Source organism: Streptomyces sp. CB00316, assembly GCF_001905595.1.
Taxonomy (GTDB): Bacteria; Actinomycetota; Actinomycetes; order Streptomycetales; family Streptomycetaceae; genus Streptomyces.
Window position 1 is genome coordinate 633,987 of sequence record NZ_LIXI01000005.1, and the last position, 24,404, is coordinate 658,390.

Here is a 24,404-nt window from a genome sequence, read left to right on the forward strand (position 1 = left end):
GGCTGATCAGACTTTCTTGGGTCGGTTGGTGCCGGAGTACTCCCGGCTGATGGTCTCGGCGGTGCGCCGGACCAGCGGGAGCAGGGTGAGGAGTTCCTCGGCCGTGACGACCACGTTCGGTGCGGACACCGACATGGCCGCGACGACCCGCCCGTCCGCGCCACGGATGGGGGCGCCGACGCAGTTGATGGACTCCTCGTGGCCACCGAGGTCGGTGGCCCAGCCCTGTTCGCGCACGACGGCCAGCTCCTTGAGGAAGGCGGCCGCGTTGGGCGTCGAACGGGACGTGTACATGGGGTAGTCGAGCTTCTCGGCGATCGCGCGCCGCTCGGGTTCGGTGAGGTCGGCGAGCAGCAGCTTGGCCACGGCCGCGACGGTGATCGCGACGGGCTTGCCGATCCGCGAGTACATCCGGACCGGGTAGCGGCTCTCGACCTTGTCGATGTAGAGGACTTCCTGCTCCTCGTACACCGCGAGGTGCACGGTGTGCCCGCACCGGTCGTTGAGTTCGACCAGGTGGGGGTGGGCGATCTCGCGTACGTCGAGGTTCTCGACGGCCTCCTGGGCGAGCGCGAAGAGGCGGGCGCCGAGGCGGTAGCGCTGGTCCTGCTGGCGGTAGACGAGCCCGTGCTCGTGGAGCGTACGCAGCAGGCGCAGCGCCGTGGACTTGTGGACGCCTAGCCGCTCGGCGACCTGGCCGAGGTCGGCGGGTCCCTGGGCGAGCAGCGGCAGGATGCTGAGTGCCCGGTCGACGGTCTGACTCATGACGTACGTACCTCCTCGGGGGCCCGGTCGGCTGCGGTCCAGCCGGGGCCGAGACGAAGTCTCTCCCAGGCCTCGTCGTCGAGGGCGACGAGGCGGTCGGCGTGGTCGCGGGTGGGCGGTTCGGTGAGGTCGCCGGGGACGGTGAGGACGGCGGCGGCCATGAGATGACCGTGCCGGACCCGGTCCCTTACGGGGAGGCCGCGCAGGGTGGCGGAGAGGAACCCGGCGGCGAACGCGTCCCCGGCCCCGACGGCGGCGACGACGTCGACGTGGAGGGCGGGGACGGGCGTGACGGTGTCGAGGGCGCCTTCAGCCCCTCCGCCGTCCGCCGAACGCGAGGCCGGCGCACCCACAGTCCCTCCGCCCTCCGTGGAGGGCGAGGCCGGGCCGTTCCCAGCCCCTCCGGCGTTTGAGGAGCGGGGCCCGGGGCCGAGCCGCGAGAACGCCGTCGCGCCCGCGCTCCCCCGCTTCACGACCACCACCGACGGCTCCGGCAGCGCCGCCCGGATCGCCTCCGCGCCCACGATCCCCCACGCCTCCTCCGCCTCGTCCTCCCCGACGAACACCAGGTCACAGCGGCGAGCCAGCTCCAGCAGCACGGAAGCGCCGCCGCCCCGCCACAGATGCGGCCGATGGTTCACGTCGAACGACACCAGCGGACGGCCCGGGCGCGGAGCCGTCAGCTCCCGCAGCAGCTCCAGACAGTCCGCCGACAACGCCGCCGTGATCCCGGAGAGGTGGAGGACGCGCCCGGCGAAGACCTCCTCGTACGGCACATTCGCCGGCGACATCGCAGAAGCCGCCGACCCGGCCCGGTAGTAGGCGACCTCGTGCGCCCCCGCCCCGCGATCCGTCGCCGTACGGAAGTAGATGCCCGTGGGCCGGTCAGGATCCCGCCGCACGGCCGACGTATCGACGCCGTACCCCCCGATCGTCTCGACCAGGTGGTCACCGAAGCCGTCCGCTCCGACCCGCCCCACCCAGGCCGCCCGGTGCCCGGCGGCGGCGAGCGCGCAGGCCACGTTGGACTCGGCGCCCCCGATCCCCCGCCCGAAGGACGGAACGTCGGCGAGGCGGCCGGGCTGCGAGGGCAGGAACGTCACCATGGACTCACCGAGACAGACGACATCGGTGGTCGCGTCGGCGGCGCGGGCCGTACCTGCTGCGGGTCCGGACACTGAAGGCTCCTCGCTGGTCGGCGTGCGGGCCGGTGGTCACCATTGACCGGGCATCGGCTCGGATGTTAGACAGCATTGAGCGATATACGCAATGGGTGTTGCACATGTTGCAACAGACTTCGAGGAGCTCCCCTTGGCAGCCGAACGCCCCACCACCCCCACCGCCTCCCTCACGGCCGGCCTCGCCGAAGAACGCGTCGACCACCGCTTCAAGGCGCTCCCGCCCGACGCCGGGGGCCTGACCGTCGGAGCCCTGGCCGCCGAGCGCCGCAACCTCTTCACCGGCGGGTTCACCACCCCCGTCCTCGCCCTCTCCGCCGAGTCGGTCGAGCACAACCTCGCCCTGCTGGAGACGTACGCGGAACGCCACGGCCTCGCGTTCGCCCCGCACGGCAAGACCTCCATGGCCCCGCAGCTCTTCGCGGACCAGCTGAAGCGCGGGGCCTGGGGCATCACGGCCGCCGTGCCGCACCAGGCACGCGTCTACCGCGCGTACGGGATCGGGCGCATCTTCCTCGCCAACGAGCTGGTCGACCCGGTCGCGCTGCGCTGGCTGGCCGGCGAGATGACGGCCGACCCGGAGTTCCGCTTCATCTGTTACGTCGACTCCGTGCGCGGGATCGAGCTGATGGAGGAGGCCCTGAGCGCGTCGGGCGCCACCCGCCCCCTCGACGTGGTCGTGGAGCTCGGCGCGGGCGAGGGCGCGCGCACCGGCGCCCGGACCGAGGCCGACTGCGCGGCGGTGGCCGACGCGGTGGCGGCGGCCGGGTCGCTGCGCCTGGTGGGCGTGGCCGGGTACGAGGGCGAGGTGCCGGACGCGGACCCGGAGCGCGTGCGGGCATGGCTGCGGCGCCTCGTCGCGCTGGCGGCCACCTTCGATGCCGAGAAGCGGTTCACCGGCGCCGAGGAGATCGTCATCAGCGCGGGCGGCAGCGCCTGGTTCGACGCGGTGGCGGACGTATTCGCCGGGATCCCCGAACTCAGCTCCCCCGTGCTCAAGTTGCTCCGTTCCGGCGCTTACGTCTCGCACGACGACGGCCACTACAAGCACCTCACCCCGTTCAACCGCGTCCCCGGGGAGGGTGCCCTGGAGCCCGCCTTCCGCCTCTGGGCGCAGGTCGTCTCCCGCCCGACCGGCGAGCAGGCGTTCCTGAACGCGGGCAAGCGGGACGCGGCGTACGACCTCGATCTCCCCGAGGCGCAGGTGGTCCGCTCCGCCCGCGACGGCTCGGTCCGCCCCGCCACCGGCATCACGGTCACCGGCCTCTCCGACCAGCACACCTGGGTACGGACGGAGGAAGGCGCCGAGCTGGAGGTCGGCGACTGGGTCGGCATGGGCCTCTCGCACCCCTGCACCAGCTTCGACAAGTGGCAGCTGATCCCGCTGGTGGAGGCGGACGGCACGGTCAGCGACTACATCCGCACGTTCTTCTGAGCAGCCGCCCCCTCCCGCCCCCGAAAGGTCACCCATGGACCTGGTCCTGCGCGACGCGCTCGTCGTCGACGGCACCGGCGAGCCCTCCTACCGCGCCGATGTGGCGGTCTGCGGCGGCCGGATCGCCGAGATCCACCGCGAGGGCTCCCCCGGCCCCCGCCCCACCGCCATCCGTACGGTCGACGCCGACGGCCTCGCGCTGGCCCCCGGCTTCATCGACATGCACGCCCACAGCGATCTGGCGCTGCTGCGCGACCCGGACCACGGAGCGAAGGCGGCGCAGGGCGTCACGCTCGAAGTGCTCGGCCAGGACGGCCTGTCGTACGCCCCGGTCGACGACCGTACGCTCGCCGAGGTCCGCCGCTCCATCACCGGCTGGAACGGCGACGGCTCCGACATCGACTTCGACTGGCGCACCGTCGGCGGCTACCTGGACCGCCTCGACCGCAACTTCGGCGGCCAGGGCATCGCCGTCAACGCCGCCTACCTGATCCCGCAGGGCACGGTACGGATGTACGCCGTCGGCTGGGACGACCGCCCGGCCACCGACGCCGAGCTGGCCCGGATGAAGGAGCTGGTGGACCAGGGGATGCGTGAGGGCGCGGTGGGCATGTCGTCCGGGCTCACCTACACCCCCGGGATGTACGCGGACGACGCCGAACTCACCGCACTCTGCCGGGTGGTGGCCCGCCACGATGGCTACTACTGCCCCCACCACCGCAGTTACGGGGCCGGCGCACTGGTGGCGTACGGGGAGATGGTGCGGCTGACCCGCAACGCCGGCTGCGCCCTCCATCTCGCCCACGCCACCATGAACTTCGGCGTCAACAAGGGCAAGGCACCCGACCTCCTCGCCCTGCTGGACGGCGCGCTGGCCGCCGGGGCCGACATCTCGCTCGACACCTACCCGTACGCCCCGGGCTGCACGACGCTCGTGGCCATGCTGCCGAGTTGGGCGGGCGAGGGCGGCCCGGAGTCGGCCCTCACCCGGCTCGCGGACCCGGAGAGCGCGGAGACGATACGGCACCACCTGGAGGTGCTCGGCTCGGACGGCTGTCACGGGGTGCCGATCGAGTGGGACACCATCGAGATCTCCGGCGTCAGCGCACCGCACCTGGCCGAGTACGTGGGCCGTACGGTGGCGGAGTCGGCGGGGCTGCGCGGCGAGGAGCCCTGGGTGACCGCGCGGCGGCTGCTCACCGAGGACCGGCTCGGGACGACGATCCTCCAGCACGTGGGCCACGAGGAGAACGTCCAGCAGATCATGCGCCACCCGGTGCACACCGGCGGCAGCGACGGCATCCTCCAGGGCGACAAGCCGCACCCGAGGGCGTACGGCACGTTCCCGCAGTATCTGGGCCGTTACGCACGGGAGTTGGGCATCCTCTCGCTGGAGGAGTGCGTGGCCCACCTGACCTCGCGCCCGGCCGCCCGGCTGCGACTGGCGGACCGGGGCCTGGTGCGCGAGGGCTACCGCGCGGACCTGGTGCTCTTCGACCCGGAGACGGTGGCGGCGGGCTCCACGTTCGAGGAGCCGCGCACGCTGCCGGTGGGCATCCCGCACGTCCTGATCGACGGCCGGTTCGTCATCGAGGACGGCAGGCGCACCTCGGTGCTTGCGGGCCGGGCGGTCCGGGGCGCGGGGGCGGCCTGAGGCGCTGCGCGGCCCCGGCTGCGTACGGTCGGGGTATGACACTCGACCTCGACGCCTATTTCGCCAGGATCGGCTGGACCGGGGAGCCCCGCCCCAGGGTGGAGGTGCTGCGGTCCCTGCACCGCGCGCACGCCCTGGGCATCCCGTTCGAGAACCTGGATCCGGTGCTCGGCTCGGCGCCCTCCCTGCACGTGGCCGATCTGGAGGCCAAGCTCGTCCGCGGTGGGCGCGGCGGCTACTGCTACGAGCACAACACCCTCTTCGCCGCCGTCCTGCGGCAGCTGGGCTTCACCGTGACCCTGCTGGCCGCCCGGGTGGTGCTGGGCGCCGCGCCGGGCGACATCCGGCCGCGCAGCCACATACTGCTGCGGGTGGACGTGCCGGACGTGGCGAGCCCGTACGTGGCCGATGTCGGGTTCGGCAGCATCGGCGCGCTGCTGGAGCCGATCGAGCTGGTGGCGGGGGCGGAGCTGTACGACGCTCCGCGCCGCCACCGGCTCGCCACGGTGGCGCACGAGGGGCCGCTGGAGATGTGGGAGCTGCGGGCCGAGAAGGGCGGGAGCTGGGAGGCGCAGTACGCCTTCACGGCGGAGCCGTTCGAGGGCGCGGACTTCGAGATGATCAACTGGTACGTCGCGACCAGCCCGCACTCACCGTTCCGGCAGGCGGTGTACGCGCAGCGCGCCCTGCCCGACTCCTCCCATCGGTCGCTCGCCGGGCTCGACCTGGTCGAGACGGCCGGGGACGGCACGATCAGGGAGCGGCTGCTCTCCGGCCCCGACGAGCTCCACCAGGTGCTGGAGGACAGCTTCGGCATCCGCGTCCCAGAAGGCGCCCAGCTGCCTGCCTGAGCCCGCCGGGTGCCGGACCGCCCCCGCATCCGGAGTCCCCGTCACCCGGCTCCCCGCCGCACGGGCCGCCCGCCGCGTGGCGCATCTCACCCGGCCGGGCGGCTCACGCCCCATTCCAAGCCGCGACGCCGCCCGGACCGGCCCTTCCCACGGTCCGGGGCCGGGGCGGCCTTGCCGATGGAAGCCGGGACGCGGCGGCGGGTGGGAGGGGGGGTCGCGAGGACGGCGCAATCTCCGCGCACCGCGCGAAACGCGGCCGTAAGCTCGCGGGCATGCAGGTCATCCAGTCCACCAAGCTCGCCAATGTCTGTTACGAGATCCGGGGCCCCGTGCTGGAGGAGGCGATGCGGCTCGAAGCGGCCGGTCAGCGCATCCTCAAGCTCAACACGGGCAACCCGGCCGCGTTCGGGTTCGAGTGCCCGCCGGAGATCCTCGAGGACATCCTGCGCAACCTCGCCGGGGCGCACGGCTACGGGGACGCGAAGGGCCTGCTCTCGGCGCGGCGAGCGGTGGTGCAGCACTACCAGACCAAGGGGATCGAGCTCGACGTCGAGGACGTCTACCTGGGCAACGGGGTCTCCGAGCTGATCCAGATGTCGATGCAGGCGCTGCTCGACGACGGTGACGAGGTGCTCGTACCGGCCCCGGACTACCCCCTGTGGACAGCGTCGGTCTCGCTGGCCGGCGGGACGGCCGTGCACTACCGGTGCGACGAGCAGGCCGACTGGATGCCGGACCTGGCGGACATCGAGCGGAAGATCACCGACCGCACCAAGGCCCTGGTGATCATCAACCCGAACAACCCCACCGGCGCGGTGTACGACGACGAGATGCTGCGCGGTCTCACCGAGATCGCCCGGCGCCACAACCTGATCGTCTGCTCCGACGAGATCTACGACCGGATCCTGTACGACGGCGCGACCCACACCCCGACGGCGGCCCTGGCCCCCGATCTGATGGTGCTGACCTTCAACGGGCTCTCCAAGAACTACCGGGTGGCCGGCTTCCGCTCCGGCTGGCTGGCGGTCTGCGGCCCGAAGGCGCACGCCACCTCGTACATCGAGGGGCTCACGATCCTGGCCAACATGCGGCTCTGCGCCAACATGCCCTCCCAGCACGCGGTGGCCACCGCGCTCGGCGGGCGGCAGTCGATCGAGGACCTGGTGCTGCCGGGCGGCCGGATCCTGGAGCAGCGGGACGTGGCGTACGACCTGCTGACCTCGATCCCCGGGGTGACCTGCGTGAAGCCGAAGGGGGCGCTGTATCTCTTCCCGCGGCTCGACCCCAAGGTCTACAAGATCAAGGACGACCGGCAGATGGTCCTGGACCTGCTGCGGGCCGAGAAGATCATGGTCGTGCAGGGGACGGGGTTCAACTGGCCGGAGCCCGACCACGTCCGCATCGTGACGCTGCCGGCGACGGAGGAGCTGACCGACGCCATGACTCGGATCGGCTCGTTCCTGGACGGTTACGGACAGCCGTAGGGCGACCGCGCTCCGCACCAGGGCCCGGATCGGGCGTAAACTTAGACTCAATCCAATGTAGGATGGATACCCAGCATCACCGGGAGGCCATCCATGTACGAGCCGATCCGCACTCCATCGGTCCACAGCCCGGCCGACGACGCGGACTTTCCGCACCGGAGCCGCGAGGAGGAGCTGGACATCCAGCTCGCGGGACACCTCGCCGCCCTCCTCGCGGTCACCGACGAACTCGGCCTCGCCCCGGCGGGCGACCGTATCGCCGAACAGGTGGCACGGCTGCGCGGCGCCCCGCCCGCCCGGCAGGCCGCCCTGACCGGCGCCGCCCCGGCGTCCCTGCACCGCCGCGCCCACGCCCTGGCGGGCCGCGCGCTCGTGGTGGCCGCGTCCCGCGCCGACACCACCGCCGCCATCCTCTCCGCGCAGCGGATGGACGCCCACACCGAGGCCCTCGCCTCCACCGCCGCCGAGCAGCTGGTCGGCGCCCACTGACGGCCCCGGTCCGCGTGCCGCCTCGGCGCGCGGACCGGGCGCCACGGCCTCCTCCTCGGACGCCGTTCCTCACGCCTGCGCACCGGTTGAGCGCAACGACTGACAAATGCGCCCGGTTGCCGCATTCTGATGGCTCCTATGATCCGCCGATCAGGCGACCGAACGTCACCTGATCGCCTCTCAGGTGCGCCAGGAGCTCGATGTGACGATGGATGGATGGAAGGTCGCGAAGCTGTCCGCCTGGGCGACGGTCGCTGCCGCAGTCGCGGGCGCGTTGATCGCGGGGGTCTTTCAGCTGGCCACGGCGCAGGGTGGGGACGACGACAAGAGCGCGGGAGCACCGGCCCCGTCCATTTCCTTATCCATCACCCCTCCGGCCGGGACGCCGTCGCCCACTCCCCCGCCGAGCGCTTCGGCGAGCCAGTGGCCTACCTCGGAGGGAACGCCCGACAGTCCGGAGAACTCCCCACCACCGCCCGCCACCGCCCCCCAGGTGCGCTACATCAGCGAGATCGACGAGAAGCGCAGCCGTACCGCGGCGCTGGTCCACCAAGGGGAGCGGCACGAGTGCCTGACCAGCCTGACGGTCCGGACGAATGTCTTCCAGGCCACCAAGACCTTCGAGTTCGCCATCGACCCCGAGTGGGACACCTTCAGCACCCTGGCCGGCATGGACACGGCGCCGCCCTTCGGCAACGTCATGCGCTTCACCGTCTACGTCGACGATGAGCAGGTGGCGACCCATCAGCTCTCGGACCGGCAGGCCGTCGAGATCACCGTCCCGGTCAGGGGCAGGAGCGCGCTGAAGCTCGTCACCGACACGGTGAAGGCCGGCGGACACCCGGCCGGCGGCTACGGAGCCTGGGGCAATGCCCGCTTCACCGCGGGAGCGGAGGAGAAGGGCGGCTGCTGAGCGCCGGCCTCCGCCCCGGAACGGGGGCGGCCCCCGGAACCGTGAGGGGGGACACCAGCGTCCCGTGAGGGGGTTCCGGGGGCCGGAGGGGCCGTCCGTGGTCGGGGACGGCCCCGGGGCAGTCGGTGATGACAGGCCCCGTACCGCGGCGGGTCGTCGTACCCACAGGTCAGGGCGGATGTCCGATGGACCCGGCCGCGGGGTTCAGGGGCTGGGCTCAGCCCAGCCGCTCCACCAGCGCGTGGTACTCGTCCCACAGCTCCTTGGGCGTGTGGTCGCCGAAGGTGTTGAGGTGCTCGGGGACCAGGGCGGCCTCCTCGCGCCAGACCTCCTTGTCGACCGTGAGCAGGAAGTCGAGGTCGGACTCGGAGAGGTCCAGGCCCTCGGTGTCGAGCGCGCCCTTGGCCGGCAGGATGCCGATCGGGGTCTCGACGCCCTCGCCCCTGCCCTCCAGGCGCTCCACGATCCACTTCAGGACGCGGCTGTTCTCACCGAAGCCGGGCCACACGAACGCGCCCGCCTCGTTCTTGCGGAACCAGTTCACGTAGTAGATCTTCGGGAGCTTCGACTGGTCGGCCTTGTCCGCACCGACCTTGACCCAGTGGTTCATGTAGTCGCCCATGTTGTAGCCGCAGAACGGCAGCATGGCGAACGGGTCGCGGCGCAGCTCGCCGACCTTGCCCTCGGCGGCGGCGGTCTTCTCGGAGGCGACGTTGGCTCCGAGGAAGACGCCGTGCTGCCAGTCGAAGGACTCGGTGACCAGCGGTACGGCCGAGGCGCGGCGACCGCCGAAGAGGATGGCCGAGATCGGCACGCCCTTGGGGTCCTCCCACTCGGGCGCGATGATCGGGCACTGCCCGGCCGGGACGGTGAAGCGGGCGTTGGGGTGGGCGGCGGGCGTGCCGGACTCAGGGGTCCAGTCGTTGCCCTTCCAGTCCGTGAGGTGCGCGGGCGCCTCTTCGGTCATGCCCTCCCACCAGACGTCGCCGTCGTCCGTGAGCGCCACGTTGGTGAAGACGGAGTTGCCCCACATGGTCTTCATGGCGTTGGCGTTGGTGTGCTCACCCGTGCCGGGCGCGACGCCGAAGAAGCCCGCCTCGGGGTTGATCGCGTAGAGCCGGCCGTCCTCGCCGAACCGCATCCAGGCGATGTCGTCGCCGATGGTCTCCACGGTCCAGCCGGGGATCGTGGGCTCCAGCATGGCGAGGTTGGTCTTGCCGCAGGCGGACGGGAAGGCGGCGGCAACGTACTTGGGGGCCTCCGACTCACCGCGCGGCGGCGTGAGCTTCAGGATGAGCATGTGCTCGGCGAGCCAGCCCTCGTCTCGGGCCATGACGGAGGCGATGCGGAGCGCGTAGCACTTCTTGCCGAGCAGGGCGTTGCCGCCGTAGCCGGAGCCGTACGACCAGATCTCACGGTCCTCGGGGAAGTGCGAGATGTACTTGGTGGTGTTGCAGGGCCACGGAACGTCTTCCTGGCCCTCGGCCAGCGGGGCGCCAAGAGTGTGGACGGCCTTCACGAAGAAGCCGTCGGTGCCCAGCTCGTCCAGGACCGCCTGGCCCATGCGGGTCATGGTGCGCATGGAGACGGCGACGTACGCGGAGTCGGTGATCTCGACGCCGATGGCGGAGAGGGGCGAGCCGACGGGGCCCATGCAGAAGGGGACCACGTACATGGTGCGACCACGCATGGAGCCGCGGAAGACGCCGTCGGCACCGGTGAAGATCTCCCGCATCTCGGCGGGGTCCTTCCAGTGGTTCGTGGGACCCGCGTCCTTCTCCTCCTTGGAGCAGATGAACGTACGGTCCTCGACGCGGGCGACATCGCTCGGGTCGGACGCGGCGTAGTACGAGTTCGGCCGCTTGATCTCGTCCAGCTTGGTGAACGTGCCCTTGGCGACGAGCTCCCCGCACAGGCGCTCGTACTCGGCCTCGGAGCCGTCGCACCAGACCACCTGGTCCGGCTGGGTGATCGCTGCGATCTCGTCGACCCAGGAGATCAGCTCCTGGTGGTGGGTGGGGACAGTGAGGGGAGCCGCGATGTCGCGCGCCACGATCGCTCCTTGATGAGGGTGTGTGTTGTCAGGTGCCCCGTGGGGGCTGCGACCCGGATGCTTCGTACCCTTCGATCCCCTGGCGCTCATCCGGTGCCGACCGCACTCATTTGATCATCCGACCGTTTCGCCCATATGTCCAGGGGGCCTCACACGTGAGCATCGCCACTCATATTCGTTACCTACGGTTGCGTAGGTAGCATGCGGATATGACTGACGCCGCCGCGACCACGAGCCCGACCGGGGCGACCACAGGCCCTGTCGAGCTCGACCCCGTCCCCGTCAAGCCCCGGATGCGCGGCTGGCTGCACGCCGGCATGTTCCCCGCGGTGCTGATCGCAGGGATCACCCTGATCGCCCTGACCGACAGCACCCGCGGCCGGATCGCGTGCGCCATCTACATCGCGACGGCCTGTCTGCTCTTCGGCGTGAGCGCGGTCTACCACCGCGGCACCTGGGGCCCGCGCGGGGAGGCGGTGCTGCGCCGCCTGGACCACGCCAACATCTTCCTGATCATCGCGGGGACCTATACCCCGCTGACCCTGCTGCTCCTGCCCGAATCCACCGGACGGCCCCTGCTCTGGGCGGTCTGGGGGGCCGCGGCGGCGGGCATCGCGTTCCGGGTCTTCTGGGTCGGCGCCCCGCGCTGGCTCTACACGCCGTGCTACATCGCGATGGGCTGGGCCGCGGTCTTCTTCCTGCCCGACTTCATGCGGACGGGCGGCATCGCGGTCCTGGTGCTGGTCATCGTGGGCGGGCTGCTCTACAGCGCGGGCGGCGTGATCTACGGCATCAAGCGGCCGAACCCGTCGCCGCGCTGGTTCGGCTTCCACGAGGTCTTCCACTCGCTGACGCTGGCGGCGTTCGCGGCGCATTACGTGGGCATCTCGCTGGTGGCGTACCAGCACGGATAGGCAGTACGGGTACGAGTGAGGGGCCGGCCGCACGCAGCGACCGACCCCCTTCTCATCGCCCCGGCTCTCAGCCGCCCAGCTTCACCGCCAGCTCGGCCGCGTCCGTGGTCGGCGCGTCACACACGAAGTGCCGGCAGACGTACGCGGTCGGCTCCCCGCCCACCAGCGGCCGGTCCACCAGCAGCGGGAACTCGGTTCCCGCGCCCGGCCCTTCGCCCGCCGCGACGACCACACCCGGGGCCCGGCCCAGCAACGCCGTACGGTGCAGCTCACCGCCGACCGGCCCGGCCACGGCCACCTCGCGGGGCCCGTCCAGCAGCGCCTCGGCGACCGCGAGCCCCCAGCCGATGAACCGGGGCGCACGCGGGGCCAGCGCCTTGACGACCCCGAGCGCGCCTTCGGCGGCGGTGCGGTGGGGTTCGGACCCTGTGTACGCGGCGTACGAGAGCAGGGCCCCCGCAGCGGCTGTCCACCCGGCCGGGGTGGCGCTGTCGGTCGGATCCTGCGGCCGCCGGATGAGCTGCTCGGCGTCATGGGCGGTGTCGTAGAGCTGCCCGCCCTCTCCGGTGAACTGCTCCAGCACGATGTCGAGCAGGAACCCGGCGAACTCCAGCCAGGCGCCCTCCCCCGTCACGGCGGCCAGCGCGAGGAAGCCCTCGGCGACATCGCCGTAGTCCTCCAGCACCCCGGCGTTGGTGCCCGCACGCCCGTCCTTGGAGGTCCGGGTCAGCCGGGCGACCTCGCCCAGGTGGACCCGGACCAGCAGGTCGGCGGCCTCGGTGGCGCGCTCGACGAGGTCGGGCCGGTCGAAGTAGGCGCCGGTCTCGGCGAGGGCGGCGATGGCGAGCCCGTTCCAGGCGGCGACCACCTTGTCGTCCCGCCCCGGACGCGGCCGCTCCTCGCGTGCCGCAAGCAGCCGGGCCCGTACGCCGGCGACGCGCCCCGCGTCCACCGGGCGCGCCTCGCCCGGGAGCTGGAGCACGGAAGCCCCCTCCTCGAACGTCCCCTCCTCCGTCACGCCGAAGTACGCGGCGGCGAAGGCCCCGTCCTCCTCACCGAGCACCTCGCGCAGCCGCGCGGGCGTCCACACGTAGAACGCGCCCTCGACGTGCTTGCCGTCCGCGTCCTCGCTGTCGGCGTCGAGCGCGGAGGCGAAGCCGCCCTCGGTGGTACGCAGCTCCCGCACCATGAAGTCGGCGGTCTCCAGAGCGATCCGCCGGGCCTCGGCGGATCCGGTGGTGCGCCAGAGATGGGCGTACACGCGGCACAGCAGCGCGTTGTCGTAGAGCATCTTCTCGAAGTGCGGGACGACCCACTCGCGGTCCACGGAGTAGCGCGCGAACCCGCCGCCGAGCTGGTCGTAGATCCCGCCACGGGCCATCGCCGAGCAGGTGTCGGCGGCCATCTGGAGGGCCCCCTCGGACCCGGTACGGGCGTAGTGCCTCAGCAGGAACTCCACAGCCATGGACGGCGGGAACTTGGGCGCACCCCCGAACCCGCCGTGCTGCTCGTCGTACTCGCGGGTCAGCCCGAGCAGCGCCTGCGCGATCTCCGCCTCCCCCGGCACCCCGTCGCCCCCATGGACCAGCGACCGCCCGGCCAGATCGGCGACGATCCGCTCGGCCACCTCGGCGACCTCCTCACGCCGGTCGGTCCACGCGGCGCTCACCCCTTCGAGCACCTGCTGGAAGGAGGGCGATCCGTGCCGGGGCTCGGGCGGGAAGTAGGTCCCGAAGTAGAAGGGTTCGGCGTCCGGCGTGAGGAACACGGTCATCGGCCACCCACCGTGCCCGGTGGCCGCCTGCACGGCCTCCATGTACACGGCGTCGACGTCGGGCCGCTCCTCCCGGTCGACCTTCACGGCGACGAAGCGCTCGTTGAGGTAGGCCGCGACGGTCTCGTCCTCGAAGGATTCGTGGGCCATGACATGGCACCAGTGGCACGCCGAGTATCCGACCGACAGGAGAACGGGTACGTCACGCCGCCGTGCCTCTTCGAAAGCCTCCGGCTTCCAGGGCCACCAGTCGACCGGATTGTCAGCGTGCTGAAGCAGATACGGCGAGGTCACACCAGCTAGCCGGTTCATGCGATCCAGCCTCTCACAGTGCCCGTCGCCATCGGTGAGGCCCGCTGAACCCTGGCTCATCCGGCCGCACCGCCACCGCTCACGCCCACACGGCAGGCGAGCACGACGGCGCCCCGTCGACGGGGCGAGCCGCGGCCGCCGTCATCGGCGGTGCTGACCGCGCGTCAGCCCTGCCAGCTGTGCGGTGCGCGGAAGCCCGGCGTGCGCTCCAGGCGGCGCCAGCGGGCCGTGTCGCGGCCGCGGTGGGCGGGGGCGGACGGCTGGGCGGCGGCGCGGGCCATCAGGACGGCGGTGATGGCCGCGAGTTCCTCGGGGCCGGCGTGGCCTTTCTCGACGCGCAGGACGGACTCGGCGGAAGTCAGGCTCATGGCGGGGTGTCTCCGTCTTCTCGGCAGGGTGTCGTGGACCGTGCGGCGGATCGCGCCACTGCCCAGGTGCGACTACTGCGGGGGGTTGCCGTGCTTGCGGGAGGGCAGGTCGGCGTGCTTGGTGCGGAGCATGGCGAGCGAGGCGATGAGTACCTCGCGGGTCTCGGCGGGGTCGATGACGTCGTCGACCAGACCGCGCTCGGCCGCGTAGTAGGGGTGCATCAGCTCGGCCTTGTACTCCTTGACCATGCGGGCGCGCATGGCCTCGGGGTCCTCGGCGTCCGCGATCTGGCGGCGGAAGATGACGTTGGCGGCACCCTCGGCACCCATCACCGCGATCTCGTTGGTGGGCCAGGCGTAGGTGAGGTCGGCCCCGATGGACTGGCTGTCCATGACGATGTACGCGCCTCCGTAGGCCTTCCGCAGGATCAGCGAGATCCGGGGCACGGTGGCGTTGCAGTAGGCGTACAGCAGCTTGGCGCCGTGCCGGATGATCCCNAGTTCCTCGGGGCCGGCGTGGCCTTTCTCGACGCGCAGGACGGACTCGGCGGAAGTCAGGCTCATGGCGGGGTGTCTCCGTCTTCTCGGCAGGGTGTCGTGGACCGTGCGGCGGATCGCGCCACTGCCCAGGTGCGACTACTGCGGGGGGTTGCCGTGCTTGCGGGAGGGCAGGTCGGCGTGCTTGGTGCGGAGCATGGCGAGCGAGGCGATGAGTACCTCGCGGGTCTCGGCGGGGTCGATGACGTCGTCGACCAGACCGCGCTCGGCCGCGTAGTAGGGGTGCATCAGCTCGGCCTTGTACTCCTTGACCATGCGGGCGCGCATGGCCTCGGGGTCCTCGGCGTCCGCGATCTGGCGGCGGAAGATGACGTTGGCGGCACCCTCGGCACCCATCACCGCGATCTCGTTGGTGGGCCAGGCATAGGTGAGGTCGGCCCCGATGGACTGGCTGTCCATGACGATGTACGCGCCTCCGTACGCCTTCCGCAGGATCAGCGAGATCCGGGGCACGGTGGCGTTGCAGTAGGCGTACAGCAGCTTGGCGCCGTGCCGGATGATCCCACCGTGCTCCTGGTCCACGCCGGGCAGAAAGCCGGGCACGTCCAGAAGAGTGACGATCGGGATGTTGAACGCGTCGCACATCTGGACGAACCGGGCGGCCTTCTCGGACGCCTCGATGTCCAGCACCCCGGCCAGCGCCTGCGGCTGGTTGGCGACGATGCCGACGACCTGACCGTCCAGACGGGCCAGCGCACAGATGATGTTACGGGCCCAGCGCTCATGGATCTCCAGGTAGTCGCCGTCGTCGACGAGCTCCTCGATCACCTGGTGCATGTCGTAGGGGCGGTTGCCGTCGGCCGGCACCAGGTCCAGCAGCACCTCGCCACGCCGGTCGGCCGGGTCGTCACTCAAAGCGGTCGGCGGGTTCTCCCGGTTGTTCGAGGGCAGCATCCCGATGAGGTAGCGGACCTCGGCGATACACGTCTCCTCGTCGTCGTACGCGAAGTGCGCGACACCGGAGGTCTCGGCATGCACGTCCGCGCCACCGAGGCCGTTCTGGGTGATCTCCTCACCGGTGACCGCCTTCACGACGTCCGGCCCGGTGATGAACATCTGCGAGGTCTCACGGACCATGAACACGAAATCGGTCAGCGCCGGACTGTAGGCCGCGCCGCCCGCACACGGACCGAGCATCACACTGATCTGCGGGATGACACCCGAGGCCCGCGTGTTGCGCTGGAAGATACCGCCGTACCCGGCGAGCGCCGAGACGCCCTCCTGGATACGGGCTCCCGCACCGTCGTTCAACGACACCAGGGGAGCACCGGCCGAGATGGCCATGTCCATGATCTTATGGATCTTCGTCGCGTGGGCCTCGCCCAACGCCCCGCCGAAAATCCGGAAATCATGCGCGTAGACGAAGACCGTCCGGCCCTCGACCGTGCCCCAGCCGGTGATGACACCATCGGTGTACGGCCTCTTCGCCTCCAGACCGAACCCGGTCGCCCGGTGCCGGCGCAACTGCTCGACCTCCTTGAACGACCCCGCATCCAGCAGCAGCCCGATGCGCTCACGCGCGGTCAACTTGCCCTTGGCATGCTGCGCCTGCGTCGCCCGCTCACCGGGGCCCCGCACGGCCTGCTCGCGCAAAGCCACCAGTTCGGCCACCCGGCCACGCATATCAGTCAGTTTCCCTCACCCTTTCCGACTTTCCGCTTCTCCGCGCCTTTTCGGTCCGACGCCGGACAACCTTCGATCCACTGTGAAGTGTTCGTCTGACATCACGCTGAGACCCCCGTTTCAGTGGTCGTCCGGCGCTCGCGAAGGACGCGTCCCACTGTCGCGACCGCGTCGTCGAACAGATGAAACACCTGCTGAGACGCCCATCTCAGCGATCTGTAAGCGGACTGCCAGAGCGATCTGACACCGTGGCGCTGCATCGACCAGAACACCCGGAGGAGCAATCCTGCGCGGGTTGGAGTCCTGTCCTCTCCGCCACATCCCGGAGTCCGCGAAAAGGGAGCGCAGAACAATTCCGGGGCGCAGCGAAGAAGGCAGGTAAGCGACGAATCACGTACGGGCAGTATCCGACGAGTTCATCCGAGTGAAGGGAGTACCCGCCCATGGCGGAGTCGACACAGGCCCGGCAACCGGCCGCCCACGAACCGAAGTACTCGTATCCGATTCCCCGTACCTCACCCAACGAGCCCCCGTGCCAGTACGCGCAGCTACGGGCCGAGGAGCCGGTCTGTCCCATCAGCCTGCCCACTGGGCACCCGGCCTGGCTGGTGACCCGCTACGAGGACGTGAAGACGGTCCTCTCGGACTCCCGGTTCAGCCGCGAGGCGCTGTTCCGTGACGGCGCTCCGCGCGCGCAGCTGGTCGAGCCCGACTCGTCGAGCCTGATCAGCATGGACCCGCCGCGCCACTCGGTACTGCGGAACCTGACGAACCGCGAGTTCTCGCCGCGCCGCGCGGAGGCCATGCGCCCGCGCATCCAGGAGATCGTCGACGGACTCCTCGACGACATGGCCGCGATGACCGGCCCGGTCGACCTGAACGCCACCCTGGCACGCCCCCTCGCCCTGCGGGTCATCTGTGAGCTGCTCGGCATTCCGTACGAGGACCAGCATCTCTTCGGTGCCTGGTGCGACCACTTCATGTCGCTCACCAAGTACACGGCCGAGGAGATCGTGCGCTCCAACACCGAGATGCGCGACTACATCGCCCAGCTGGTCGAACAGAAGCGGGAAAACCCCGGTGAGGACCTGCTGAGCAAGCTGGTCTATTCGATGGACCACGAACAGTCCATCACCCACTCGGAGTTGATCAGCACCGGAGTCATGTTCCTGCTCGCCGGGCACGACACCACCGTGACCGTCACCGGCGGTGGCGCGGTGCTGCTGCTGCGCAACCCCGATCAGCTCGCCCTCATCCGGAGGGACCCTTCCCTGATGGACCAGGCGTGCGAGGAGATCATTCGTCTCGTCACGCCGGGCGACGGCACGTTCATCCGGATCACCCTGGAGGACGTGGAGCTCTCCGGCACCACGATCCCGGCGAACTCCGCGGTCATCGCGCCCATCAGTTCCGCCAACCGCGACAGCTCCGTCTTCAAGGACCCGGACACCTTCGACGTCCACCGTAAGGACAACAAGCACATCGGGTTCGCCTACGGCACGCACTTCTGCGCGGGTTCGGCGCTGGCTCGTGCCGAGGTGCAGATCGCCATGAAGTCCCTCTTCACCCGCTTCCCCACCCTGCGCCTGAATGTCGACCCGGAGGAGCTGCGCTGGCGGATGACCGCCGCCCTCGGCGGCTACGAGGAGATCCCAGTCATATGGTGAGCGGCATTACCACCCATCACCGCATCTGCCCCCTGTGCGAGGCGGGTTGCGGGCTCAGCATCGACATCGAGGGCGGGCGTGCCGTCAAGGTGCGCGGCGCCCAGGACGACGTGTTCAGCAAGGGTTACGTATGCCCCAAAGGCATCGCCCTCGGCGATATCGACCAGGACCCCCAACGCTGTCACGCACCTCTGGTGCGCCAGGCGAACGGGACGTTCGCCGAGGTCACCTGGGACGAGGCCTTCGCCGAAGTGGCACGCGGCCTCGGCCGGGTGGCCGAGAAGCACGGCAAGGACGCGGTGGCGCTGTACTACGGCAACCCCGTGATCCACACGGTCGGCATTCCGCTGCACGTGGCCGTGATGCGCCAGTTCATGGAGACCCGCAACGTCTTCAGCTCCAGCACGGTCGACCAGATGCCCAAGAACGTCTCCTCGGGGCTGATGTTCGGAGATCCGTGGGCGATCCCGGTGCCCGACATCGACCGCAGCGACCACCTGCTGATCCTCGGCGCCAATCCGCTGGTGTCCAACGGAAGCCTGTGGACCGTACCCGATCTGCCGGGCCGCATCCGGGCGTTGAAGGCGCGCGGCGGGCGGCTCGTGGTGGTCGATCCGCGACGTACCCGCACGGCGGACGTGGCGGACCAGCACGTGGTGATACGCCCCGGAACCGACGCGCTGCTGCTCTTCGCACTCGTGCACACGCTGTTCGACGAGGGGCTTGCCTCCCCCCTCGCTCCCGGCCTGTACACCGGTGAACAACACGTCCGGGAAGCAGCGGCGCAGTTCACACCGGAGGCAGTGGCCGACGTCTGCGGTACGGACCCCGCCACCATCCGGGGCCTCGCCCGTGAACTGGCCGCTGCCCCGTCGGCCGCCGTGTACGCGCGCATGGGCACCACCGCCGCCGCGTTCGGCACCGTGACCAGTTGGCTGGTTGACGTGCTCAACGCCCTCACGGGCAACCTGGACCGGCCCGGCGGGGCGATGTTCGGCGAGGCGCAGCACAACGCGCTGCGCCCGACGGGGCCGCTGAAGCTGGGCCGCTGGCACAGCAGGGTGCGCGGACTCCCGGAGATCCTCGGCGAGTTCCCGGCGGCCACCCTCGCCGACGAGATCGACACCCCCGGCGAGGGGCAGGTGCGGGCGCTGGTGGCCATAGCCTGCAATCCGGTGCTCGGCGCACCCAACGGCGAACGGCTGGACCGCTCGCTCGCGGACCTGGACTTCATGGTGGCGGTCGACCCGTACGTCAACGAGACGACGCGGCACGCGAACGTCATCCTGCCGCCGCCCCGCGTCATGGAGTCGGAGCACTTCGACATCGTGCTCTCCCGGCTCGCGGTGCGCCGGGTGGCCCGCTACTCCCCTCCGCTGCTGCCGCGCGACGAGGGTCGGCCGAGCGAGGCACAGATCCTCGCCAAGCTCACCCTCATCCTCTCCGGTGCGGGACCCGGGGCGGACCCGGCCGCGCTGGACTCGATGGTCATCGACAAGACGCTCGCGGCCGTGGTCTCGACGCCCGGATCCCCGCTGGCGGGCCGCGACCCCGCGGAACTCAAGGAGCAACTGACCGGGGAGGACAGCACGGAGCGCCGGATCGACCTGATGATCCGGCTCGGCGCCTTCGGAGACGCCTTCGGGCTGCGTCCCGACGGGATGAACCTGGCGACGCTGCGCGAGCGGCCGCAGGGAGTGGACTTCGGGCCGCTGAGACCCCGGCTCGCGGAGATCGTGGGCTCCGAGAAGGTGGAGCTGTTCCCCGAGCCGGTCGCGGGCGACATACCCCGCCTCGCGGAGTTCCTCGCGGGCCGGCGGGAGCGGGGGGAGGGCGGCTATCTGCTGGTGGGGCGACGCCATCTGCGCTCCACCAACAGCTGGACGCACAACATCGCGGCGCTGTCGGGCGGTACCAACCACTGCACCCTGGAAGTCAACACGGAGGACGCCCGCCGGCTCGGCATCGGGCCCGGTGACGAGGTGACCGTACGGGGCAGGGCAGGCGCGGTCGTGGCGCTCGCCGAGCCCACCGACCGGGTCGGCCCGGGCGTGGTGAGCCTGCCGCACGGCTGGGGCCACGGCCGGGACGGCACTCGGATGACGTATGCGGCGAAAGAGCCGGGTGTGAACGTGAACGCGCTCACCGACGAACTGGTCGTCGACCCTCTCTCGGGCAACGCGGTCTTCAACGCGGTGCCGGTGGAGGTCTCACCCGGGCGGGGTGATCTGCACCAGTGCTGAGTACGGACGAGTTGCCCCTGGCCCAACGCTGGGAGCTGCTGCTGCCCCATCAGGAACGGCTGTACCGATTGGCCCGGGTCCGCCTGGCGGCTCATCAGGACGCCGAGGACTGCGTGCAGGAGGCGCTGCTGCGGGCGGCGGGCCACCGTGGCCTCGACGCGGAGCGCGTCGGGCCGTTCCTCACCTCGATCACACTGCGCCTGTGCGTGGACGTCTACCGTCGCAGAGAGCGCACCCGTAGGTACCTGTACCAGCGTTCCTTCGCCCCGGAGACCGCGTCGGGACCGGAGGAGGCGGCTTGCGCGGCCGCCGAGGGTGCCTGGATGCTCCAGCAGGTGCAGCGCCTCGAGGGCAGGGAGCGCGAGGTCATCCTGGCCCGCATCGAGGGCACCAGCACTCGCGAGGCGGCGAGCCGCCTGGGGATCTCCACCAAGGCCGCGGAGGGCGCCTTCACCCGCGCCCGCGCCCGCCTCCGCCGCTGGCACGGGGCGAGCCTGACCGTAGGGTGAGGGGTCACCGCGCCCTGGGCGCCCTGAGCATGACCCATGCTCAGGGCGCCCGGTGCGCGTTGTGGCTCCGCACGGGCCTCCCCGCGCGGCCGTGCCGGTCCCCCGACCGCCGGTGGTCCCCGTGCCCGTACGAGGGTCACCGTCCTGGTCCGGCGACCGCCGGCCCCCACAGCGCGCGGTAACCGCCCCGTTCCCGGCCGAGCGCCGGGAACGGGGCGGTTACCGCTGTCCGTGGGAGAGAAGGGAGGGAGGGCTCACGCACCGATCGCGTGTACACCGCCGTCGACGTGGACGATCTCGCCGGTGGTCTTGGGGAACCAGTCCGAAAGGAGCGCCACCACGCCACGGCCCGCGGGCTCCGGGTCCTCCACGTCCCACTGCAGCGGGGAGCGGCGGTTCCACACGCCCTCGATGTCGGTGAAGCCCGGGATGGACTTCGCGGCCATGGAGTTGAGCGGGCCGGCCGCCACCAGGTTGCAGCGGATGTTCCGCTTGCCCAGATCCCGCGCCATGTACCGTGACGTCGCCTCGAGTGCCGCCTTCGCCGGGCCCATCCAGTCGTAGTGCGGCCAGGCGTACTGCGCGTCGAAGGTCAGACCGACCACCGAACCGCCCTCCTCGGGCATCAGGGGCAGGCACGCCATCGTCAGCGACTTCAGGGAGTACGCCGACACGTGCACCGCCGTCGCCACCGACGCGAACGGTGTGTTCAGGAAGTTCCCACCGAGAGCGTCCTGCGGAGCGAAGCCGATCGAGTGGACCACGCCGTCCAGTCCTCCGAGCTCGGCACGCACCACGTCCTCCAGCCGGGCCAGATGCTCCTCGTTCGCGACGTCCAGCTCGACCACCTCGACCGGTCGGGGCAGTTGCCGGGCCACGCGCTCGGTGAGGCTGGGACGGGGGAACGCGGTCAGCATGACCTCCGCCCCCTGCTCCTGTGCCAGGCGCGCCGTGTGGAAGGCGATGGAGGACTCGAGGAGCACGCCGGTGACCAGGATGCGTTTGCCGTGGAGAATTCCGCTCATCAGTGCCCCATGCCCATTCCGCCGTCGACCGGGATGACGGCTCCAGTGATGTACGAGGCTTCGTCGGAGGCGAGGAACACCACCGCCGCCGCGACCTCGTCAGGGCGCGCGTACCGGCCCAGCGGCACCCGCTCCACGATCCGCGCCCGCTGCTCGCCGGTCAGCACCCGTGTCATGTCGGTGTCGACGTAGCCGGGTGCGACGACGTTGAAGGTGATGTCGCGCGACCCGAGCTCGCGGGCGAGCGAGCGGGCGAATCCCACCAGCCCCGCCTTCGAGGCCGCGTAGTTCGCCTGCCCGGCGGAGCCGAGCAGCCCCACCACCGACGAGATCAGCACCACGCGGCCCTTCTTGGCCCGCAGCATCCCGAGGGTGGCCGCCCGCACCACCCGGAACGCGCCGGTGAGGTTGGTGTCGACCACGGAGGTGAAGTCCTCCTCCGACATCCTGAGCAGCAACTGGTCACGGGCGACACCGGCGTTGGCGATCAGCACCTCGACCGGACCGTGGTGCTCCTCGACCTCCTTGTAGGCCTGCTCGACCTGCTCGGCGTCGGTGATGTCGCACGGGACGGGGAGGAAGCCCTCCGCACTCAGATCCGCGGGGTCGCCCGTGCGGTACGTGACCGCGACCTTGTCGCCGACCGCGGCGAAGGCACGGGCGACGGACAGACCGATGCCGCGGTTCCCTCCGGTGATGAGGATCGAGCGGCCGCCCATCAGTGCGCCACGCCCTGTGGTCCCAGAGCGGCCACCACCGCGGAGTCATGGTCGTACGGCCCCGAGGAGCCGGCGCCGCCGGGGGAGCCGACGGTCTCGAAGAACTCGGTCGTGGACTGGTGGAAGTCGTGCCACTGAGCGGGGAGATCCGTCTCGAAGAAGACGGCCTCCACCGGGCACACCGGCTCACAGGCCCCGCAGTCGACGCATTCGTCCGCGTGGATGTACAGGGCCCGCCGGCCCTCGTAGATGCAGTCCACCGGGCATTCGTCGATACAGGACCTGTCCTTGACGTCGACACAGGGCTGGGCGATCACGTACGTCATGGGGATCTCATCCACAGGGTCGGGGGCGGGTCACGCCCGGGAGAAGGCGAGCACGGCGTTCTGGCCGCCGAAGCCGAAGGAATTGCTGACGGCGACCTCCACGGTGGCCGTGCGCGCCGTCTTGGCGACGACGTCCAACTCGATCTTGGGGTCCTGGCTGTCGAGGTTGGCGGTGGGCGGGATGACTCCCTGGCTGATGGTGAGGGCGGCGACGGCCGCTTCGATGGCGCCGGCGGCGCCGAGCGAGTGGCCCACCACGCCCTTGATGGAGGTGACGGCGGGCCGCTGCCCCAGAACCCTGCGGATCAGCTTCGCCTCCGCCTCGTCGTTGAGCGGCGTGGACGTGCCGTGCGCGTTGACGTGGTCCACTGTGTCGGGGGCGAGACCGGCGTCGTCGAGGGCCGCCCGCAGGGCGATCTCGGCGCCCGCGCCCGTGGGATCGGGGGCGGTGGCGTGATGGGCGTCCGCGGAGGCACCGTATCCGCAGACGTTGGCGTACACGCGGGCCCCTCGGGCCTTCGCGTCGGCCGCGCGCTCCAGGACGAGGACGGCGGCGCCCTCCGCGGGGACGAAGCCGTCGCGGTCGACGTCGAAGGGACGCGATGCGGCACGCGGGTTGTCCTGTCGGCGGCTGAGTGCGCCCATCTGGCTGAAGCCGGTGACGATCGAGGGGATCAGACACGCCTCCGTGCCCCCGGTGATCACCACGTCGCACACACCCTGGCGCAGCAGCTCGCGTGCCATGCCGATGGCCGTGGTACCGGAAGCGCAAGCGGTGGCGGTGACGAAGTTGGGTCCCCGGGCGCCGTGTTCCATCGCCACGTACCCGGCCGACATGTTGACCGCCAGCATGGGGATCAGCAGCGGGGACACGTTCAGCGGGCCGTCGTCCAGGAGGACGTGATGCTGTTTCTCCCAACTGGCGGCGCCGCCGATGCCGCTGCCGAGGACGACGGCGACCCGGGCACCGTCCCAGTCGCCCGGGGAGAGGCCGCTGTCGGCGACCGCCTCGGCGGCGGCGGTGATGGCGAACTGGCTGCTGCGGTCGTAGCGCCACGCCTTGCGCCGGCCGATGGCCTTGTCGGCGTCGTAGTCGGGAATCCAGCACCCGATGTGGGCGGGGAGGCCGTCGAGGGCCGGGACCCCCGAGGCGACCGTGCCCCCGGGGTCCCGGATCACGTCCCAGGACGCCCGGGATCCGATCCCCGCCGCGGTCACCATCCCGATACCGGTGACCGCCGCGTCGAACGGGCCGGTGGAGCCAGGCATCAGGCCACCACCAGCTTGCTCTCGATGACCGACACGGCCTGGCCGAGGGTGTCCTCGGCGCCGAGGTCGTCGTCGGACAGCTTGACGCCGAACTCCTGCTGGACCGTCAGGGTCAGTTCGACCAGCGCCAGCGAGTCGAGTTCGAGCTTGTTGAAGGTGTCCTCGGGGGCGACCTCGTCGGTCTCGAAGCCGAAGTTCTTGACCAGCAGCTGGACCAGACGCGGGTAGGTGTCGCTCATGGCGGTACTCCTTGCGAGGTGATGGCCTACATGGGT

At 70.9% G+C, this 24,404-nt stretch carries 22 protein-coding genes; 10 read left to right on the forward strand and 12 right to left on the reverse strand.

The features are described 5' to 3' along the window. Window positions 1-6: 6 nt before the first annotated feature. On the reverse strand, window positions 7-765 hold the full coding sequence (locus AMK21_RS17485; protein WP_073878872.1) for an IclR family transcriptional regulator: 759 nt from the start codon (window positions 763-765) through the stop codon (window positions 7-9). Beyond that, window positions 762-1,943, reverse strand: coding sequence for a sugar kinase (locus AMK21_RS17490; RefSeq protein ID WP_073878874.1), 1,182 nt, complete (start codon window positions 1,941-1,943; stop codon window positions 762-764). Before AMK21_RS17490 ends, AMK21_RS17485 begins: the two co-directional genes overlap by 4 nt. A gap of 91 nt (window positions 1,944-2,034) precedes the next feature. On the opposite strand from AMK21_RS17490, the gene AMK21_RS17495 reads away from it, so the two are divergent. The 6 genes from AMK21_RS17495 to AMK21_RS33745 all read left to right on the forward strand — a co-directional run bounded on the left by AMK21_RS17495 (window position 2,035) and on the right by AMK21_RS33745 (window position 8,769). Beyond that, complete coding sequence (locus AMK21_RS17495) at window positions 2,035-3,378, forward strand: alanine racemase (protein WP_420712512.1); 1,344 nt, start codon at window positions 2,035-2,037, stop codon at window positions 3,376-3,378. A 34-nt stretch (window positions 3,379-3,412) separates the two neighbouring features. Beyond that, window positions 3,413-5,032 carry an N-acyl-D-amino-acid deacylase family protein gene (locus AMK21_RS17500; protein ID WP_073878878.1) on the forward strand — a complete coding sequence of 540 codons (1,620 nt, stop codon included), beginning with the start codon at window positions 3,413-3,415 and terminating at the stop codon, window positions 5,030-5,032. 35 nt (window positions 5,033-5,067) lie between these two features. Next, the gene (locus tag AMK21_RS17505; protein ID WP_073878880.1) at window positions 5,068-5,883 is read left to right on the forward strand and encodes an arylamine N-acetyltransferase family protein; all 816 of its coding nucleotides are present in this window, start codon (window positions 5,068-5,070) and stop codon (window positions 5,881-5,883) included. Window positions 5,884-6,155: 272 nt separating this feature from the next. Then, on the forward strand, window positions 6,156-7,367 hold the full coding sequence (locus AMK21_RS17510) for a pyridoxal phosphate-dependent aminotransferase (RefSeq protein ID WP_073878882.1): 1,212 nt from the start codon (window positions 6,156-6,158) through the stop codon (window positions 7,365-7,367). A 93-nt stretch (window positions 7,368-7,460) separates the two neighbouring features. Continuing rightward, window positions 7,461-7,856 carry a hypothetical protein gene (locus AMK21_RS17515; protein ID WP_073878884.1) on the forward strand — a complete coding sequence of 132 codons (396 nt, stop codon included), beginning with the start codon at window positions 7,461-7,463 and terminating at the stop codon, window positions 7,854-7,856. Window positions 7,857-8,064: 208 nt separating this feature from the next. Further along, entirely contained in the window at window positions 8,065-8,769 is a 705-nt protein-coding gene (locus AMK21_RS33745) for an NPCBM/NEW2 domain-containing protein (protein ID WP_234421969.1), read from the forward strand. Window positions 8,770-8,986: 217 nt separating this feature from the next. Here AMK21_RS33745 and AMK21_RS17525 read toward each other — a convergent pair whose 3' ends face one another. Next, window positions 8,987-10,822 carry a phosphoenolpyruvate carboxykinase (GTP) gene (locus tag AMK21_RS17525; RefSeq protein ID WP_073878888.1) on the reverse strand — a complete coding sequence of 612 codons (1,836 nt, stop codon included), beginning with the start codon at window positions 10,820-10,822 and terminating at the stop codon, window positions 8,987-8,989. 209 nt (window positions 10,823-11,031) lie between these two features. Between AMK21_RS17525 and trhA the strand changes: the two genes are divergently transcribed. Continuing rightward, window positions 11,032-11,736, forward strand: a complete 705-nt coding sequence (gene trhA / locus AMK21_RS17530; RefSeq protein ID WP_073878890.1) for a PAQR family membrane homeostasis protein TrhA — start codon at window positions 11,032-11,034, stop codon at window positions 11,734-11,736. A gap of 67 nt (window positions 11,737-11,803) precedes the next feature. Here trhA and AMK21_RS17535 read toward each other — a convergent pair whose 3' ends face one another. From AMK21_RS17535 to AMK21_RS17550, 4 genes are all read right to left on the reverse strand, one after another. Beyond that, entirely contained in the window at window positions 11,804-13,822 is a 2,019-nt protein-coding gene (locus tag AMK21_RS17535) for a thioredoxin domain-containing protein (protein ID WP_073878892.1), read from the reverse strand. A gap of 164 nt (window positions 13,823-13,986) precedes the next feature. Further along, entirely contained in the window at window positions 13,987-14,190 is a 204-nt protein-coding gene (locus AMK21_RS17540) for an acyl-CoA carboxylase subunit epsilon (protein ID WP_073878894.1), read from the reverse strand. Window positions 14,191-14,262: 72 nt separating this feature from the next. Further along, a partial coding sequence (locus AMK21_RS17545) for a carboxyl transferase domain-containing protein (RefSeq protein ID WP_324613907.1) occupies window positions 14,263-14,688 on the reverse strand: 426 nt, incomplete at its 5' end. A 138-nt stretch (window positions 14,689-14,826) separates the two neighbouring features. Continuing rightward, window positions 14,827-16,371: an acyl-CoA carboxylase subunit beta gene (locus tag AMK21_RS17550; RefSeq protein ID WP_073878896.1), complete on the reverse strand. Its 1,545-nt coding sequence runs from the start codon at window positions 16,369-16,371 to the stop codon at window positions 14,827-14,829. A gap of 443 nt (window positions 16,372-16,814) precedes the next feature. Here AMK21_RS17550 and AMK21_RS17555 point away from each other — a divergent pair, with 443 nt between their 5' ends. The 3 genes from AMK21_RS17555 to AMK21_RS17565 are packed head-to-tail and all read left to right on the forward strand — an operon-like array spanning window position 16,815 to window position 20,790. Next, window positions 16,815-18,038, forward strand: coding sequence for a cytochrome P450 (locus AMK21_RS17555; RefSeq protein ID WP_079181184.1), 1,224 nt, complete (start codon window positions 16,815-16,817; stop codon window positions 18,036-18,038). Next, complete coding sequence (locus tag AMK21_RS17560; RefSeq protein ID WP_073878898.1) at window positions 18,032-20,281, forward strand: molybdopterin-dependent oxidoreductase; 2,250 nt, start codon at window positions 18,032-18,034, stop codon at window positions 20,279-20,281. Before AMK21_RS17555 ends, AMK21_RS17560 begins: the two co-directional genes overlap by 7 nt. Further along, on the forward strand, window positions 20,275-20,790 hold the full coding sequence (locus AMK21_RS17565) for an RNA polymerase sigma factor (RefSeq protein ID WP_073878900.1): 516 nt from the start codon (window positions 20,275-20,277) through the stop codon (window positions 20,788-20,790). Before AMK21_RS17560 ends, AMK21_RS17565 begins: the two co-directional genes overlap by 7 nt. Window positions 20,791-21,044: 254 nt before the next feature. Here the strand turns inward: AMK21_RS17565 and fabI are convergent, their stop codons facing one another. From fabI to AMK21_RS17590, 5 genes are read right to left on the reverse strand one after another with little or no spacing between them, the layout of a single operon-like run. Then, a complete protein-coding gene (fabI, locus tag AMK21_RS17570) occupies window positions 21,045-21,815 on the reverse strand; it encodes an enoyl-ACP reductase FabI (RefSeq protein ID WP_073878901.1) in 771 nt (256 codons plus the stop codon). Continuing rightward, on the reverse strand, window positions 21,815-22,534 hold the full coding sequence (fabG, locus tag AMK21_RS17575; RefSeq protein WP_073878903.1) for a 3-oxoacyl-[acyl-carrier-protein] reductase: 720 nt from the start codon (window positions 22,532-22,534) through the stop codon (window positions 21,815-21,817). The genes fabI and fabG overlap by 1 nt, the downstream gene beginning before the upstream one ends. Further along, window positions 22,534-22,860, reverse strand: a complete 327-nt coding sequence (fdxA, locus tag AMK21_RS17580; protein ID WP_073878909.1) for a ferredoxin — start codon at window positions 22,858-22,860, stop codon at window positions 22,534-22,536. The genes fabG and fdxA overlap by 1 nt, the downstream gene beginning before the upstream one ends. 30 nt (window positions 22,861-22,890) lie before the next feature. Next, window positions 22,891-24,129, reverse strand: a complete 1,239-nt coding sequence (locus AMK21_RS17585) for a beta-ketoacyl-[acyl-carrier-protein] synthase family protein (RefSeq protein ID WP_073878911.1) — start codon at window positions 24,127-24,129, stop codon at window positions 22,891-22,893. After that, window positions 24,129-24,368, reverse strand: coding sequence for an acyl carrier protein (locus tag AMK21_RS17590; protein ID WP_073878913.1), 240 nt, complete (start codon window positions 24,366-24,368; stop codon window positions 24,129-24,131). Before AMK21_RS17590 ends, AMK21_RS17585 begins: the two co-directional genes overlap by 1 nt. Between the last annotated feature and the right edge of the window lie 36 nt (window positions 24,369-24,404).

What these genes read in the sequence shown, in the direction of transcription:
- AMK21_RS17485 (WP_073878872.1), bottom strand. Translation starts at nt 765, where the DNA reads ATGAGTCAGACCGTCGACCGGGCACTCAGCATCCTGCCGCTGCTCGCC.
- AMK21_RS17495 (WP_420712512.1), top strand. Translation starts at nt 2,035, where the DNA reads ATGGGTGTTGCACATGTTGCAACAGACTTCGAGGAGCTCCCCTTGGCA.
- AMK21_RS17500 (WP_073878878.1), top strand. Translation starts at nt 3,413, where the DNA reads ATGGACCTGGTCCTGCGCGACGCGCTCGTCGTCGACGGCACCGGCGAG.
- AMK21_RS17505 (WP_073878880.1), top strand. Translation starts at nt 5,068, where the DNA reads ATGACACTCGACCTCGACGCCTATTTCGCCAGGATCGGCTGGACCGGG.
- AMK21_RS17510 (WP_073878882.1), top strand. Translation starts at nt 6,156, where the DNA reads ATGCAGGTCATCCAGTCCACCAAGCTCGCCAATGTCTGTTACGAGATC.
- AMK21_RS17515 (WP_073878884.1), top strand. Translation starts at nt 7,461, where the DNA reads ATGTACGAGCCGATCCGCACTCCATCGGTCCACAGCCCGGCCGACGAC.
- AMK21_RS33745 (WP_234421969.1), top strand. Translation starts at nt 8,065, where the DNA reads ATGGATGGATGGAAGGTCGCGAAGCTGTCCGCCTGGGCGACGGTCGCT.
- trhA (WP_073878890.1), top strand. Translation starts at nt 11,032, where the DNA reads ATGACTGACGCCGCCGCGACCACGAGCCCGACCGGGGCGACCACAGGC.
- AMK21_RS17535 (WP_073878892.1), bottom strand. Translation starts at nt 13,822, where the DNA reads ATGAACCGGCTAGCTGGTGTGACCTCGCCGTATCTGCTTCAGCACGCT.
- AMK21_RS17540 (WP_073878894.1), bottom strand. Translation starts at nt 14,190, where the DNA reads ATGAGCCTGACTTCCGCCGAGTCCGTCCTGCGCGTCGAGAAAGGCCAC.
- AMK21_RS17550 (WP_073878896.1), bottom strand. Translation starts at nt 16,371, where the DNA reads ATGCGTGGCCGGGTGGCCGAACTGGTGGCTTTGCGCGAGCAGGCCGTG.
- AMK21_RS17555 (WP_079181184.1), top strand. Translation starts at nt 16,815, where the DNA reads ATGGCGGAGTCGACACAGGCCCGGCAACCGGCCGCCCACGAACCGAAG.
- AMK21_RS17560 (WP_073878898.1), top strand. Translation starts at nt 18,032, where the DNA reads ATGGTGAGCGGCATTACCACCCATCACCGCATCTGCCCCCTGTGCGAG.
- fabI (WP_073878901.1), bottom strand. Translation starts at nt 21,815, where the DNA reads ATGAGCGGAATTCTCCACGGCAAACGCATCCTGGTCACCGGCGTGCTC.
- fabG (WP_073878903.1), bottom strand. Translation starts at nt 22,534, where the DNA reads ATGGGCGGCCGCTCGATCCTCATCACCGGAGGGAACCGCGGCATCGGT.
- fdxA (WP_073878909.1), bottom strand. Translation starts at nt 22,860, where the DNA reads ATGACGTACGTGATCGCCCAGCCCTGTGTCGACGTCAAGGACAGGTCC.
- AMK21_RS17585 (WP_073878911.1), bottom strand. Translation starts at nt 24,129, where the DNA reads ATGCCTGGCTCCACCGGCCCGTTCGACGCGGCGGTCACCGGTATCGGG.
- AMK21_RS17590 (WP_073878913.1), bottom strand. Translation starts at nt 24,368, where the DNA reads ATGAGCGACACCTACCCGCGTCTGGTCCAGCTGCTGGTCAAGAACTTC.